The organism is Pseudomonas sp. P97.38, assembly GCF_001269745.1.
Taxonomy (GTDB): domain Bacteria; phylum Pseudomonadota; class Gammaproteobacteria; order Pseudomonadales; family Pseudomonadaceae; genus Aquipseudomonas; species Aquipseudomonas chlororaphis_E.
Window position 1 is genome coordinate 164,560 of sequence record NZ_LHVJ01000014.1, and the last position, 14,494, is coordinate 179,053.

General features: G+C 62.6%; 11 protein-coding genes. 3 read left to right on the forward strand and 8 right to left on the reverse strand.

Features of this window, described 5'->3' with window-relative positions; translation table 11 throughout:
• Positions 1–74: 74 nt before the first annotated feature.
• Entirely contained in the window at positions 75–1,007 is a 933-nt protein-coding gene (locus tag AD664_RS09090; protein WP_042728956.1) for a lipid A biosynthesis lauroyl acyltransferase, read from the forward strand.
• Positions 1,008–1,042: 35 nt separating this feature from the next.
• The gene (locus tag AD664_RS09095) at positions 1,043–2,203 is read left to right on the forward strand and encodes a patatin-like phospholipase family protein (RefSeq protein ID WP_053146014.1); all 1,161 of its coding nucleotides are present in this window, start codon (positions 1,043–1,045) and stop codon (positions 2,201–2,203) included.
• Between the two features lie 142 nt (positions 2,204–2,345).
• On the opposite strand, the gene AD664_RS09100 is transcribed toward AD664_RS09095, so the two are convergent.
• From AD664_RS09100 to puuE, 6 genes are all read right to left on the reverse strand, one after another.
• Positions 2,346–3,131 carry an outer membrane protein OmpK gene (locus AD664_RS09100; RefSeq protein WP_053146016.1) on the reverse strand — a complete coding sequence of 262 codons (786 nt, stop codon included), beginning with the start codon at positions 3,129–3,131 and terminating at the stop codon, positions 2,346–2,348.
• Between the two features lie 471 nt (positions 3,132–3,602).
• A complete protein-coding gene (locus AD664_RS09105; protein WP_053146018.1) occupies positions 3,603–4,904 on the reverse strand; it encodes a urate hydroxylase PuuD in 1,302 nt (433 codons plus the stop codon).
• A 52-nt stretch (positions 4,905–4,956) separates the two neighbouring features.
• A complete protein-coding gene (locus AD664_RS09110; RefSeq protein ID WP_053146020.1) occupies positions 4,957–5,460 on the reverse strand; it encodes an ureidoglycolate lyase in 504 nt (167 codons plus the stop codon).
• A gap of 123 nt (positions 5,461–5,583) precedes the next feature.
• The gene (gene alc / locus AD664_RS09115) at positions 5,584–6,579 is read right to left on the reverse strand and encodes an allantoicase (protein WP_053146022.1); all 996 of its coding nucleotides are present in this window, start codon (positions 6,577–6,579) and stop codon (positions 5,584–5,586) included.
• 64 nt (positions 6,580–6,643) lie between these two features.
• A complete protein-coding gene (uraD, locus tag AD664_RS09120; RefSeq protein WP_053146023.1) occupies positions 6,644–7,159 on the reverse strand; it encodes a 2-oxo-4-hydroxy-4-carboxy-5-ureidoimidazoline decarboxylase in 516 nt (171 codons plus the stop codon).
• On the reverse strand, positions 7,156–8,097 hold the full coding sequence (gene puuE / locus AD664_RS09125) for an allantoinase PuuE (RefSeq protein ID WP_042732410.1): 942 nt from the start codon (positions 8,095–8,097) through the stop codon (positions 7,156–7,158). Before puuE ends, uraD begins: the two co-directional genes overlap by 4 nt.
• 411 nt (positions 8,098–8,508) lie before the next feature.
• Between puuE and uraH the strand changes: the two genes are divergently transcribed.
• A complete protein-coding gene (uraH, locus tag AD664_RS09130; RefSeq protein WP_042732411.1) occupies positions 8,509–8,862 on the forward strand; it encodes a hydroxyisourate hydrolase in 354 nt (117 codons plus the stop codon).
• 94 nt (positions 8,863–8,956) lie between these two features.
• Here the strand turns inward: uraH and AD664_RS09135 are convergent, their stop codons facing one another.
• Both AD664_RS09135 and AD664_RS09140 read right to left on the reverse strand, forming a co-directional pair.
• Positions 8,957–10,558: a hypothetical protein gene (locus AD664_RS09135; RefSeq protein WP_157061558.1), complete on the reverse strand. Its 1,602-nt coding sequence runs from the start codon at positions 10,556–10,558 to the stop codon at positions 8,957–8,959.
• 150 nt (positions 10,559–10,708) lie between these two features.
• The gene (locus AD664_RS09140; protein WP_053146027.1) at positions 10,709–14,428 is read right to left on the reverse strand and encodes a calcium-binding protein; all 3,720 of its coding nucleotides are present in this window, start codon (positions 14,426–14,428) and stop codon (positions 10,709–10,711) included.
• Positions 14,429–14,494 lie beyond the last annotated feature (66 nt).

The window sequence follows — 14,494 nt, forward strand, 5'->3', positions numbered from 1 at the left end:
ACGAGATCGTCCGCGAGCCGCAAGCCGGGTCGAACGATGTAGAATGCGCGGCCCATGTCTTTATGGAAGCTGTAATGGATCGCCCGCGTTTTCGAGCTGCTTTTTTTCATCCGCGTTTCTGGTTGCTGTGGTGCGGCCTGGGGCTGTTGTGGCTGGTCGTCCAGCTGCCGTATCCCTTGCTGCTGCGGGTCGGTCGTGCATTGGGTGCACTGATGTACCGGGCCGCCGGCGACAGACGGCGCATTGCCCGGCGCAATCTGGAGCTGTGTTTCCCGGAAAAGTCCGCTGCCGAGCGCAAGCGCCTGCTCAAGGAAAACTTCGCGTCCACCGGCATTGCCTTCTTCGAAATGGCCATGAGCTGGTGGTGGTCGCGTTCGCGCCTGGCCAGGCTGGCCCATGTCGAGGGGCTGGAGCACCTCAAGCAGGCCCAGCGCGAAGGCAAGGGCGTGATCCTGATGGCGCTGCACTTCACCACGCTTGAAATCGGCGCGGCTTTGCTCGGCCAGCAGCACACCATCGATGGCATGTACCGCGAACACAAGAACCCGCTGTTCGACTTCATTCAGCGTCGAGGCCGCGAGCGGCACAACCTCGATTCCCTGGCGGTGGAGCGTGACGACGTGCGCGGCATGCTCAAGCTGCTGCGTGCCGGCCGGGCGATCTGGTACGCGCCGGATCAGGATTACGGCGCCAAGCAAAGCGTGTTTGTGCCACTCTTTGGTATCCAGGCGGCAACGGTCACCGCGACCACCAAGTTCGCTCGCCTGGGCAAGGCGCTGGTCGTGCCGTTCACCCAGGAGCGCCTGGCCGATGGCAGCGGTTATCGCCTGGTGATCCAGGCGCCGCTGGCGGATTTCCCAGGGGAGAGCGAGGAAGCCGATTGCATCCGCATCAATCAATGGGTCGAGCAATCGGTGCGCGATTGTCCCGAGCAGTACCTTTGGGCCCATCGGCGCTTCAAGAGCCGTCCACCGGGCGAGCCCAAGCTGTACGACAAACGCGGCTGAGTTTTTTGATATCCCCTTGAGCACGGAGCATTGCGATGACCCCAGCTGAACCCGTTACAGGTTTGATTCTTTCCGGTGGCGGGGCTCGGGCAGCGTATCAAGTGGGGGTGTTGGCGGCGATTGCCGAGTTGCTGCCCGAGGGCGGGCAAAATCCCTTTCCGGTGATTGTCGGCACCTCTGCAGGGGCGATCAACGCCGTCAGCCTGGCGAGCGGGGCGATGGATTTCAAGAGCGCCATCGAACGGCTGACGGCGTTCTGGCGAACGGTGCGCAGCCATCAGGTCATGCGCAGCGACTGGTGCGGCGTGCTGGCCCAGGCCACGCGCTTCATCACTCACAGCCTGCTGGGCCTGGGGGCCAAGTTGCCGGTGGCGCTGATCGACAGTTCGCCGTTGCGGGCGCTGCTGGAGGCACAGTTCCACGCCTCGGGCATCGAGCTGGCCATCGCTGAGCAGCAACTGCGGGCCGTGGCGGTGACGGCGTTCGGCTATGAATCCGGCCAGGCCGTGACGTTCTACCAGGGCCGCGGCACCATCGATGCGTGGCTGCGGCATCGGCGCATTGGTGTGCCGACGCCGTTGTCGGTGGAGCACCTGCTGGCCAGCTCGGCGATCCCGCTGTTGTTCGCGCCGGTCAAGATCGGCCCGCAATACTTCGGTGATGGCGCGGTGCGGCAATCGGCGCCGATCAGCCCGGCCCTGCACCTGGGCGCCAACCGCGTGCTGGTCATCGGCGTCAGCGGCAACCCTCGGGGCGCTGGCGGGCAAACCCCCTCGGAACGCAGCTACACCGGCCTGCAACCGACCCTGGCGCAGATCGGTGGGCACATGCTCAACAGTACCTTCATCGACAGCCTGGAAAGCGACATCGAGTTGCTTCAACGCCTGAATGGCTTCAGCCACCTGCTGCCCGACGACGTCCCGGCCCATGCCCTGGGCGCGGCGCCCGTGGACGTGCTGGTGATTTCCCCGAGCCAGCCCATCGACGAAATCGCCGCGCGCCATCGCCAGGAGCTGCCTCGTGCGCTGCGGGTATTCCTGCGCGGCCCGGGCGCGACCAAGACCAGCGGCGCGGGCGTGCTGAGCTACCTGTTGTTCGAGGCGGGGTATTGCAGCGAACTGATCGAGCTGGGCCGCCAGGATGCACTGGCCCAACGCGAGGCGTTGAGTCGGTTTTTGCGGTTGGCTCAGGAATGACAAAGATGGTCAGTCAACTCAGAATCCCTGTGGGAGCGGGCTTGCTCGCGAAAGCGTCGGGTCAGCTTGCATCCAGGCCGGATGTGCTGCCGTCTTCGCGAGCAAGCCCGCTCCCACAGGGGGATTAGCTGCGGGCTGAATATCAGAAGTGATACTTCAGCAAAAAGCTGGTGTTGCTCTGGTTGGTCTTGAACCCTTCGCTGTCTTCGATCCCGTACTTGTTCTTCCAGTAGTCATATTCCACCCCCACGTACAACTGCTTGTCGCCCAGCTTCAGGGCCTTGCCCAGGTCGTACTTGATCTGCGGGTTGATGTGCAGGTTGGCGTGGTAGGTGCCTTTGGAGTTGCGGTCGTTGTCCACCACCCAGTCGATGAAACCGTCGATCAGGATGTCGGACGAGCCCACGGGAAGGGTGTAGGCCCAGACCGGGGTGATTTGCCAGACGTTGTCGCCGGCGCGTGGGCCTTCGGTCTGGCGGTTGTAGAAGTTCAGTTGGAAGTAATCGAAGCCGGGAACCGCCAGGTCGAAGCCCGGGCCGATCAGGTACGACTCGTTGTCGCCTTCGCCGAACTCATATGTCATCGCCAGCAGCACGTCCTTGATCGGGCCCAGTTCCAGCTTCTGGTCGAAGATCTTGCCGAACGACAGGCGCGGGCTGAACTCGCCGTAGTAGGTGTTCGGTCCCGCCTGGCCGTCTTCCTTGCCGTTGTAGAAGATCCGGTCGAGGAAGAAGAAGTTGTCCCCGTACTTCCAGGCATCGGCGTGCTCGAAGGTCACGGTTTGCTGGATGCGCGGGTTGACCTGGAAATCCTTGCCGTACAGGTAGGTCAGGCTGTTGTTCTGCCACTGGAACAGGTCGTCGGCCATGGCCTGGCCGCCGGCCAGCAAGGATCCTGCGACGATCAGGCTGGTGCACGTGCGTTTCATTCGGTTTGCTCCCAAAGGTAAGTTGGTACCGCTTTTTTCAGTCAGCGCTCTGGTGTGGCGCCTTTTTTCACGGAGTTAAAACATCCGTTCGGTCAGCTTTTTGCTCGTGACAAGCGCTGACAGCGAGCGTCGTGCCTGTTGCGCCATGGCGGCGAAGGCTCGATCAGCTGTGTTGCAACAGTCGAAAAGGGATTTCAGGACGCCTGCGCGCAGCGTTGGAACACGCGGGCGTGTGGGTCAGGGTCTGAGTATTGTTATGAGGCGTTCGGGGTCGAACGGGCGCGCAGGATACGGGCTTGTCTCGATGGGCTCAAGTGCCGTGCGGCGGCGTCTGGACGACGGGCCTGGGGCAGGGAGGCGAGGCTGGATCATCCGGTGCGTTCTCTTGTTTTTATTGTTGAGGCTGGCCGTCGCTGGCGGGTGGCCGGTCGTGTGCCGGCTGCCCGTCAGCGGTATCGCGTGGCGCGGTCTTCAGTGGGTCTGCGCGCCCTGGTTGATCCAGGCGCCGATCAGGTCACGTTCCTGCTGGGTCATCTGGGTGATGTTGCCCAGGGGCATGATCTGGTTGGTCACGGCTTGGGCCTGGATGCGCGCGGCCTGTTCCTTGATCTGCTGCGGCGTGTCGAACATCACCCCGGCCGGCGCCGCGCTGAACAACGGGCTGGTGGGCTTGGCCGAGTGACAGACCGAGCAGCGCTCCTGGATCACGTTGTGAACCTTCTCGAACGACGGGCCCTGGGCGTTGGAGGCCTGGGCAGGTTGCGCTGCCGGCGCAGCGGGTTGGGCCGCAGGCTTGGCCCCCCCGCCCACGGCGGTTTCCGGCAGTGGCTGATACTCGATGGTCGCCGGGGCCTTGGCGACCTCCGGGGCGCTCGATGGAGGCTTGGGCCCGGTGACATACGCCAGGCAAATCATCGCCAGGGCGCCGACCGGCAACGTCCAGGCAAACCGGTTGCTGTCGTGGCGGGTGTTGAAGTAATGACGCACCAACACCGCGGCCACGGCGATACCGGCCAGGATCAGCCAGTTGTACGGACTGCCGTAGGTGCTCGGGAAGTGGTTGCTGATCATGATGAACAGCACCGGCAGGGTGAAGTAGTTGTTATGGCGCGAGCGCAGCAACCCCTTGGCCGGCAGGGCCGGGTCGGGCGTGCGGTTCTCGGCGATGGCGGCCACCAGGGCGCGCTGGGCCGGCATGATGATGCGGAACACGTTGCCGACCATGATCGTGCCGATCACCGCGCCGACGTGCAGGTAGGCACCGCGACCACTGAACACCTTGCTGAAGCCATAGGCCGCCGCGATCAGCAGCACGAACAGGATCAGGCCGAGCAGGGCGGGGCGCTTGCCCAGGGCCGAGTCGCAGAGAAACGAATAGATGAACCAGCCGGCGAACAACGAGCCGAGGCCCAGGGCCACGCCTTGCGGTCCGCTCAGGCTGCTGCCTGGTGCCAGCAGGTAGACGGTCGGGTTCCAGTAGAACACCACGCACAGCAGCGCGATGCCCGACATCCAGGTGAAGTAGGCTTCCCACTTGAACCAGTGCAGGTTGTCCGGCATGGCCGGTGGTGCGAGTTTGTATTTTTCCAGGTGATAGATGCCGCCACCGTGGATGGCCCACAGGTCGCCGGCCAGGCCGCTCCTGGGGTTGACGCGGTTGAGGTTGTTTTCCAGCCAGACGAAGTAGAACGACGCGCCGATCCAGGCCACGCCAGTGATCATATGAACCCAGCGAACGCTCAGGTTCAGCCATTCCAGCATATGTGCTTCCACAGTCTTTACCTCTCGCCCGTCACGCTTGTTTTCGCGTGATCGGACGCTTCTCTTATTGGTGGGGATCGAGGATCAAACACTCATCCTCTATGAAGAAATGCTCATCGCAGTTATTGCCTGTGCCACTGCGATCAACCACCAGGAAGTCATCCCGCTTTTCGATCGTCAGCACCGGGTGGTGCCAGACGCCGCGATGGTAATTGATGCCCTGCCTGCCGTTGGTGACGAAGGCACGGGCCAAGCCTGATACAGGTGCATCGCCAAGTGGCGCGACCACGATCAGAAAGGGGTTGCCGAGCAGCGGAATGAAGGCCTGGCTGCCCAGCGGATGACGCTCCAGCATGCGCACGGTCAACGGCATCTGCAGCGCGTCGGCGCGGAAGATGCTGATGATCGCCTTGTCGTCCGGCAGCGCGGTTTCAACCGTCGCCAGGCGATGGAAGCGCATGGTCGAACCATTGTTGATCATGAAGTGATCGCTGCCGTCGGTTTCGATCACGTCACCGAACGGGGCGAAGGCTTCTTTGGTCAAGGGTTCGATCTTGAGTGTGCGCATGCTGGTCTTCTTACCTTGAATTCTGTGTTGTTTGTTGTGCCGCCATCGCGAGCAAGCTCGCTCCCACAGGGGGAATGCATTTCAAATGTGGGAGCGAGCTTGCTCGCGATTTGGGTTCACCCCTTATTTCGATACCTTGCCAAGCATGCGCAGGCGGCTCACCCCTCCATCCGGGAACACATTCAGGCGGATGTGGGTGATCGGCCCCAGGGCCTTGATCTGCTCGGCGAAGGTGTGTTCGGCGTGCATTTCCAGTTTCTGGCTCGGCAGCAGTTCGCGCCAGAACAGCGACTGGGTTTCGATCTGGCTGTCGGTGCCGCCCTTGACGAACGCGCCCTGGATCGAGCAGCTGTCCGGGTAGTTGCCCTTGAAGTGCAGGGTGTCGACGATCACTTTCTCGACGATGCCGGCATGGCCCAGGGCGACGATCACCCAGTCATTGCCTGGGGTGCGACGCCGGGCGGTTTCCCAGCCGTCGCCCATGTTGACGCCACGGCCTGGGTTGAGGATGTTGCTCATGCGGCCGAAGTGTTCGTCGGAACAGGCCAGGGCGCGACCGCCGTTGAGGGCGGCGGCCAGGTCGATCTGTTCGTTGTCGCCCACCGCCGACCAGTCGCGATGCGGAATGCCGTAGACCCGCAGCCGGGCCACGCCGCCATCGGGGTAGATGTTGAAGCGCAGGTGGCTGAACGCCTGGTCGTTGCTGATTTCGTGGTAGTGGTGGCTGTTGCCTTGCAGTTCGACGGCCGACAGCACTTCAGTCCACTGGGTGTTGTCGTCCGGCTCGCCTTCGGCCAGGAAACAGGCTTCCAGGGATGCCGACGGCGGGTAGTTGCCGGTGAAGAATGAAGTGTCGATGTCCACGCCCTTGATGGTGCCGGCCACACCCAGGCGGATCACGGCGCTGTCGTAGCCTTCGAAGCGCTTGCGACGCGATTCCCAGCCGTCCATCCATTTGCCATTGTCATCGAACACGCCCTCTTTCCAGACGGCCGGGGTCGGTTGGAACAAGCGATTGGCGTCGGCGAACCAGTCGTCGGTGACCGAGATGATCTTGGTGCCGAGACGGGCGTCGGCCAGGTTGACGAACTTCTCGAAAGGTACGGCGTAAGCTTTCATTCTTCTTGTCTGCCTTTGAATAAGTTGGCTGGGGATGCTTGCAGGCCCTGGATCCGGCTGCTCGCTAAAGGGTCAGTAGTCGGAACAACGCGATTTTGTTGATCTCTGCCAGCGCGCACTTGAACTCGGTGTCTACCGGGTTGTGGATGCGCGTTTCGAATGCCGCGAGGATCTGGTGCCGGTTGCTGCCTTTTACCGCCATGATGAAGGGAAACCTGAACTTGGCCTTGTAGGCGTCGTTCAGCTCGGTGAAGCGCTGGAACTCTTCGCTGGTGCATTGGTGGATACCGGCGCCGGCCTGTTCATGCGTGCTGGCTTCGGTCAGTTGGCCCTGGACGGCGGCTTTGCCGGCCAGGTCCGGGTGAGCGTTGATCAGGGCCAGTTGGCTGGCGTGATCGGCGCTCAAAAGGATGTCGCTCATGCGCTGGTGCAGGGTTTCGATCTGGTCGATCGACGGATCCTGGCCCAGGTCGAACGCCTTCTCGGCCACCCATGGCGAATGTTCATAGATGTCGGCGAAGGCCTCGATGAAGGCTTCGCGGCTCAGGGTGGACGGCTTGAGGGTCTGGAACTCGGTCATTTCGACGCTCCTGGCTTCGATGCGCCGGGGCAGGGATGCACCTGTTGCCAGTGACGGGCGATGTCGACGCGGCGGCTGAACCAGACCTGCTCGTGGCGCTTGGCGTATTCGAGGAAACGCTTGAGCGAGGCAAGGCGGGCGGGGCGGCCGATCAGGCGGCAGTGCAGGCCGATGGAAAGCATCTTCGGCGCTTCGGCGCCTTCGGCATACAACACGTCGAAGGCGTCCTTGAGGTACTGGAAGAAGTCGTCGCCATTGTTGAACCCCTGCACCTGGGTGAAGCGCATGTCATTGGTGTCGAGGGTGTACGGGATCACCAGGTGCGGCTTGCCGTTGGGGGTGTTGGGTTCCCAGTAGGGCAGGTCGTCGTCGTAGGTGTCGCTGTCATAGAGGAAACCGCCTTCTTCCATCACCAGCCGACGGGTGTTGGGGCCGGTGCGACCGGTGTACCAGCCCAACGGACGTTCGCCGGTGATTTCGGTGAGGATGCGGATCGCTTCGAGCATGTGCTCGCGTTCCTGGGCTTCGTTCATGTACTGGTAGTCGATCCAGCGGTAGCCATGGCTGCAGATCTCGTGACCGGCGGCGACCATGGCGCGGATCACGTCCGGATGGCGCTGGGCGGCCATGGCCACGGCGAAGATGGTCAGCGGGATGTCGAATGACTTGAACAGCTTGAGGATCCGCCAGACACCGGCACGGCTGCCATACTCGTACAGCGACTCCATGCTCATGTTGCGCTCGCCCTGCAGCGGTTGCGCCGCGACCATCTCCGACAGGAACGCTTCGGATTCCTTGTCGCCATGCAGGATGTTGCGCTCGCCACCTTCCTCGTAGTTGAGGACGAAGGACAGGGCGATACGGGCGTTGCCCGGCCACTGGGGATGGGGAGGGTTACTGCCGTAACCGATCAGGTCGCGTGGGTAGTCAGCGCTCACTGCAGTCTTCCTTCTTGTTCGAACCATGTAGGTGGCGCCCCGGTGATGGATCTTGGGCTGGCGTCACGACGATGGAGTGATTGTATACAACTTTATGTGCAGTTTGTAAGCCTGAATTTTCGCAATTTTCACACTTGCCAGGATAGGCCTACACTGCAAGAAATCTGCCCGTTTGGTCAATTAACCGATAGAAGCTTAGCGTATCTACTGGTTCAGCGGCAGATTGGCATGGAGCCAAGGGTGAGGGAGCCAGCGGAAAAGTTTCTGTTTTTTATTGTGTACAATTTTCTTTTAAAGTGTCTTAATTCGCTCATCGCCGCGACCGTTCGTGCTCCGAAACGGTGCGGCCTGTCTTTCAACCGATCAGGAGGCGTCGGGCCGGACTGCCCAGCAGCGAGGCGCGCACAATCAATGGGACGTTTGACTACTCACGTTTTGGATGCTGCACACGGCTGCCCGGGCAGTTCGATCAAGATTGAACTGTACCGCGTGGAAGGCTCGCACCTGCAGCAGGTCGCCAGCGCGCTGACCAACAGCGACGGTCGTTGCGACGCGCCGCTGCTGCAAGGGGATGACTACCGTTCGGGGGTCTATCAATTGCAGTTCCACGCCGGTGACTACTACCGCGCTCGGGGTGTGCAATTGCCCGATCCGGCTTTCCTCGACGTGGTGGTGTTGCGCTTCGGCATTTCGGCCGAGCAGGAGCACTACCACGTGCCCCTGCTGATTTCGCCGTATGCCTATTCAACCTATCGAGGCAGCTGACCCCAAGCAGCAGCCTGGTCCTGGAAGCCATTGCGCATGAAGCTTCCCTGGTTTTTCGCCCGCCCACACTGCGGGCTTTTTTTTGCCTGCAGGTTTACAGCCGGGCGTTGTCATCGCGGATGATGAAGACGGTGTCGGCGACGCCTGGCAGGATCTGCGAGCCGCCCTTGAGCCAGATGATCCTGTTGGCCTCGTGGGCGTCCTTGACGGCTTGCGCGGCGGCGTCGCCGACCTGGGTTTCCAGGTTCACGCCGGTGGTGTTGGGGTTGTTGTGCGTGGGCAAGGACAGCTTCGGGATCCGGGTGCGGTGCAGACTCATGAAAAACAGGTAGTCATGCCCGGGGCGTCGAAAGACCAGGGCCGGAAAACTGTTGAAGTTGTTGGGCTCCATGACCGTATAGCCATTGCGGGTCAGCAGGCCGGCCATGAAACGCTTGAAGTCTATGGTCGAGTAGGTGTTGAGGAATAATTCCCACTGGGGCCGGAACCGCATGGGGTCGAAATCCAGCCGGTTCAATGCACCTGTCGAGGACGGGGCGGGCAGGTCGATGGCGCGGGAGGTGTTGGTGATTCCTGCCGTGGTGGGAAGCGTCGACAGCATCAGCAACGGATCGCTCCATTGTGGGTGAGGGGAAGGGGTGGCGTGTTTCCAGCTGTAGAAAATCTGCCGCAGAGCGGTCAGTCCCGCGGCGTCGGCATACGGGGAGCTGTTGGCCAGTTCGAACTGCCTCCTGGCGATGTTTTCCAGGGTAACGGTGGTGACCTCGGGGAAAATGTCCCTGACGTGAGCCGTCAATGTTTTTTCGAACGGCAGCCGGGCGTCGATTTCCCAGTGATCGTGCGTTGGAACACGCATCACGGCCCTGGGCTGTTCTTCGGGCGTGTGCCTGAGAATGGCCTCCAGCACATCGAAATCGTAGGCCGGATGCAGGGGCGGCTGGATGTAAAGGATCGGGAATTCCCGCGCGTCCATGCGGCTCATCACCTTGTAGTGGACACCGCTCACGGTGATGAACTGGGGCAGTGCGAGCGTTGGCTTGAACGCCCAATCCGGCCTGAACAGCGGCGGCGTTTCCACGCCGGCTTCGCTTTGCTGAGCCGGCGCCGGAGTCGTGCGCTGGCGCTTGGGCGCGGTCGCGCCAGACGAGTCATCGTCCGACAGGCTATGGAAGGTCATGGTCAGCGACGAATCACTGCCGTCCGATTCGATCGCCGCAACGGCAACCCGCCGCCACAGCAGGCTGCCTGCCACCTGTTCCAGGCGTGGCCCGGAGGCGACCAGCTCGGCGCTGGACCGGGCCCTGTGGTGGCCTTCGGCGTCGTGGCCCAACAGCACCGTCCCGCCTTCTTCCAGTTCGACGTACGTGCGTGTCCTGAATGTGCGGATCCCCGAGGTGGCGTCGGGCGCCGATAACAGGGGCACCAGTTCCGGCGAAAGGTAGTAAGGGTCCAGCGACAGTGCGTCGGGCAGCGTGTCGACGGGCGCCGGTGAACGGATGTCGGAGAGATGGACAGGGCTGTGCAGAGGCTCTGGCGCCTGGGTGTCGCTTCCCGATGACGAACTGGAGGTCGGCTCAACGCCATCTCCCCTGACGGGGTTCCTGGGCAATGTTTGTGCCTGCGTGTCGCGCTGGCTGTGGGGCGCTTCTGGCGGTTGGCCTGGCACCGTAGGCCGGATAGGGCGTTTTGGACTCATGGAATGTGTCTGCTCTTGAGTGGAACAAAATGGTCGAGCCTGCGGCCTGTCGCGCTGACAGGCTGGGGCCTTGAAGATGTTCAGTGAAAAAGAGCAGGCGGGTGCACTACATAGATATGGCGCTCGAACGAACCTTCGGCAAAATCCGCATCAAGACGGCGATTGCTCGAGTAGCACCGCATCGAGCGTGCGAACCCAGGTGGAATAGGGGAATTCTGCGCCGAACGTCGGGCTCAAGCTGACGGCGTAGGCCAGCATCAGCGACCTGCTCAGCGTGAAGCCCTCCACCAGTTTCACGCACTGTTCCCGCAACAGGCGCAGGGCGTTGTCGCCCAGGGGTGGGTGCTGGCTGAGGCCTTCGCGGACGAGGTCCTGATAGACCTGGAGATGGTGATCGCACAGCTCGGTCTTTTTCAGCTGATGCGCCGTGATGACCCGCGAGGGGTCTGTATCAAGGCGCCATTGACGAGCCTGAAGGTGATAACTCAAGGTGCCGGGTGAACCGTCCTTGAGGGCCATGTGGGACACCTTCAAGGATTCGGACGACAGCTTGGCCAGTTCGCCGGGCAATGGCGCGTCGGCATCGATCATGGGCGCCAGGTAGCGGCCATCCAGCGATTCGACGTAGACCCGCTCGAACAGGCTGTCGACGCCATAGACGACACCCTGCGCGGTAATCACCCGTATCCGGTCGACCAGGTCTTGCGCGGCGTGGGTGGGAAGGTGGATGAGCGTTGCGCCGATGTGCAGTTGGTTGGCGGCCAGGCTGATCTCGACCTGGCCGAGGGCCGTGGCATCGAGCTCCCAAGTGGAGGCGTGGGGCAAGCGGGGAGTGGCACCTGCCAGCGCGCCGGGTGTGGACAGGCGCAGCGTCATGTTCGGGCTCAGGTGAACCAGGTAGGTCGCGCCCTGGCCGATCAGGACTTCGACACCGCTTTGTTGCGCAGAGGCCGTGAGCTTGGCGCAGGTCGCCCGGTGGCCCATGTAATGGGGCGTTTTATCCAGGGGTTGGAGGTAGGCATAACGCTTTCGGGTGGGCGTGAGCGCCTGGGGCGCTTCGCTAGTCCAGCTCACGGGGGCGTTGTGGATGAAGCGCTTGTCCAGCAACAGGCCGTAGCCGGGAGCGGGTTGGGCCAGGCGGTATGACGCGCCGTCATTCATCACCAGGATGAACACGTGCTGCGACACCAGGGCGGAAAAGGCCCGGCGCCCGGTTGGCTTGTCGCGGGCGGTGTAGCGCTTGTCGGAACTGGCCAGGTTGTTCAGGATGACCCGGCTTTTGCCAAAGTGCAGCGTCAGGCCACATTCGCCGTACCTGACGCTGTCCCCTTCGTCGTCCTGGGTGACATGGGCGTTGTAGTGGGCCTCGATCCGGGTCAACTCGGCGTGGCTGTAGTCCAGGTGAAGCGTGGTGGAACAGTCACTTTTGTGCCTGACGTTGAGGGTGGTGAGTTCCACCCGCCGGGACACGTAACAGCTGGTGTCTCTGTCGTGGGCGATCGACAGCTCGCTGCGATCATTCAGGATGCTCGGGTTTCGCGGTGTGCCTTGCTGCACCATGATGGCTTCGACGGCGAGTCGGTTGCCATCCTCGAGGGTGTCGGGCAGGTCGGGCACCCAATGGAAGCCATCCCGGGTGACGAAGGTCAGCCGGCTGTTTTGCAGTGCCCTTGGGTAGGCCGTGTCGCTGTAGACATTGTTGACGGTCACAGTGCGGACGTCCCAGTCGTTTGCATCGAAGCAGGCCGTCATCACCAGGTTGCCCGCTTCGATGGCCCAGCTTTCGATCAGGTCCGCGCGCCAGTCCAGGGCGATGATGCTGTGGTCCACGCCGTCTTCGCTGATCCAGACATGGCCGGGGCGATGGGCAATGGCATAGACGTCGGCCCCCGGGCCGCCATCTGCGTTGCGGTTGCTGGCGCCGAGGATGAAAATCCGGTCATCCCCGGCACCGGCCTCGATTGAATCGTGGCCGCGGGACTTGAGGGTGTTCGAGCCGGCCGTTCCCTTGATGACGCTGGTGCCGCCCTCACGGATCTCGACGTGTTCGATGCCTTCCAGGACGGTCGCGCGGTAGGCGCCGCTCGCCACTTCGGCGATGACGCTGACTTGCCCGGCCTCCAGGTCGACGTGATAACCCAGTCGCGGCGCCTGGGAGTTGCTGTTTCTGCCGTCCAGGATCAGCGTGTCGCTGCCCGCGCCGCCCACCAGGCGATTGGGCGAGGGCGCCGGTTCTTGCGCGAGGATTTGCGGCGAGCCCTCGAAAATGAACACGTCATCTTTCGTCCCGCCGGTCAGCGTTTTCAGACCGCTGGCGTAATGGAACACGTTGGGTTTGTTTTCTGCGCCCAGGACGGTGTCATTGCCACCGCCGATGTACCAATGAATGCCTTTGTGGTCCGCCGACGCTTCAATGACGGCGCCGGGCGTCTCGGCGGTGACGCCGTCGCGTGCATCGATCGTGTCATCGCTGTCCTGGATCCGCGGGCGCACGGTCGTCGCCGGCTGACGCTTGCCGGTCCACCAGTTCCAGGTGTTGTAGGTCACCGGTTCCAGTTCCACGCGGAACGTGCCGTTCACGATTGTCTCGGTGCTTTCCTTCAGCGGCCCCTTGAGCAGCTTCAAGGCGTTGGCCTGCAGTCGACGGGTGTGCTCGGCAGTGGCCTTGGCGACGAGGTAGCGATCGCGGATTTCGTCATCCGGGCTGATCATCCAGAAGGCGAACCAGCCCGTACGCAAGCGTTCATGGACGGTGAGCTGCAGGTAGTCGTCGATTTCATCGACTTGACGGATGGCGCCCCAGATTTGTGAGCCAACCACCAGAATCAGCCCTGCGGCCAGGCCCGCGGGCCCGGCCGAGGTGAACCCGGCCAGGGCGGCGACACCCAGGGTCACGGCCATGGAGGCACTGGTGACGCTCAACGCGGCGCTGACGTAGTGATCGGTGGCCTCCTTGCCGGTGGCGGAGGCGGCGGCCTTGAAGGCATCGACGGCGGCGATGATGTCGAAAGGCAGGGTCAGTACGCTGGCAATCAGGCCACTGCCTCGGGCCAGGCGGATGGCGAACGTGGTCTTGCCGAAGTCCTCCAGGGAGCGCTGGCCGGCCTTGATCATCTGGGTGGCTTGTCGGGTCACCAGTGCTTCGACGCCGATGGACGCCACCTCGGCGCTCACGCTGGCAGCGTTGAACAGCGTCTGGTAGGCGTCCTGGTCGCGGATGGCGTCTTGCAGGCCTCGCAAGCCGCTGTAGATACCGAAGGCTTGGAGGCCCAGGCCGGTAGGAACGAGCACATGGCTCTTGGTCTGGCTCAACCAGCTCAGCGACTGTTGCGCCAACCCACGGCTGTCGAGGTTCTGGGCCAGTTTCAAGAGCCGCTCCAGCGTACTCCGGTTGCTGCCCGGCTCAGCCTGGGTTTGCCGGGGTTGCCCCAGCAATGGGCGCGCGGCGCGGGACCGCAGGCTGGCCATTTCGAATAGCAGGGTGGGCAGGCGATAGTCGTTGGCATCGGCGGTGAGTGTCAGGCGGGTTTCGAGGGCATCCGGGTCGAGCTGCAGTGAATCCAGGAAAAAGCGGCTGGGGATGCGAAAGAACGTGTTGTCACCGTTCAGCGGCTGCCCATCGGTCGTCGCACCCAGTGCGTCCAGGGCTGAACGGGTGATGGTTACGGAGCCGATGTGGAGCGGGCCGTAAAGTTGATCGACGACTTTGAGCTGGGCGTGTCTGTGGGCGTCTTCGGGGCTGGGTGGCGACGCATCGTCCGCTCGAAAATCGAGTGTCTGGGGGCTGTGTTCATTCATTTGCAGACCCAGGTCCGTGACGACGACACCGTGGTCGTCAGGGGCGGAGTGGGGCGGAGTAACCTCGGCCATGGTGAACTTCCTTGTTCAACGGTACGTGAATGGCCTTCTATGTAAGGTGTTTTCCCTGGGGTGTAT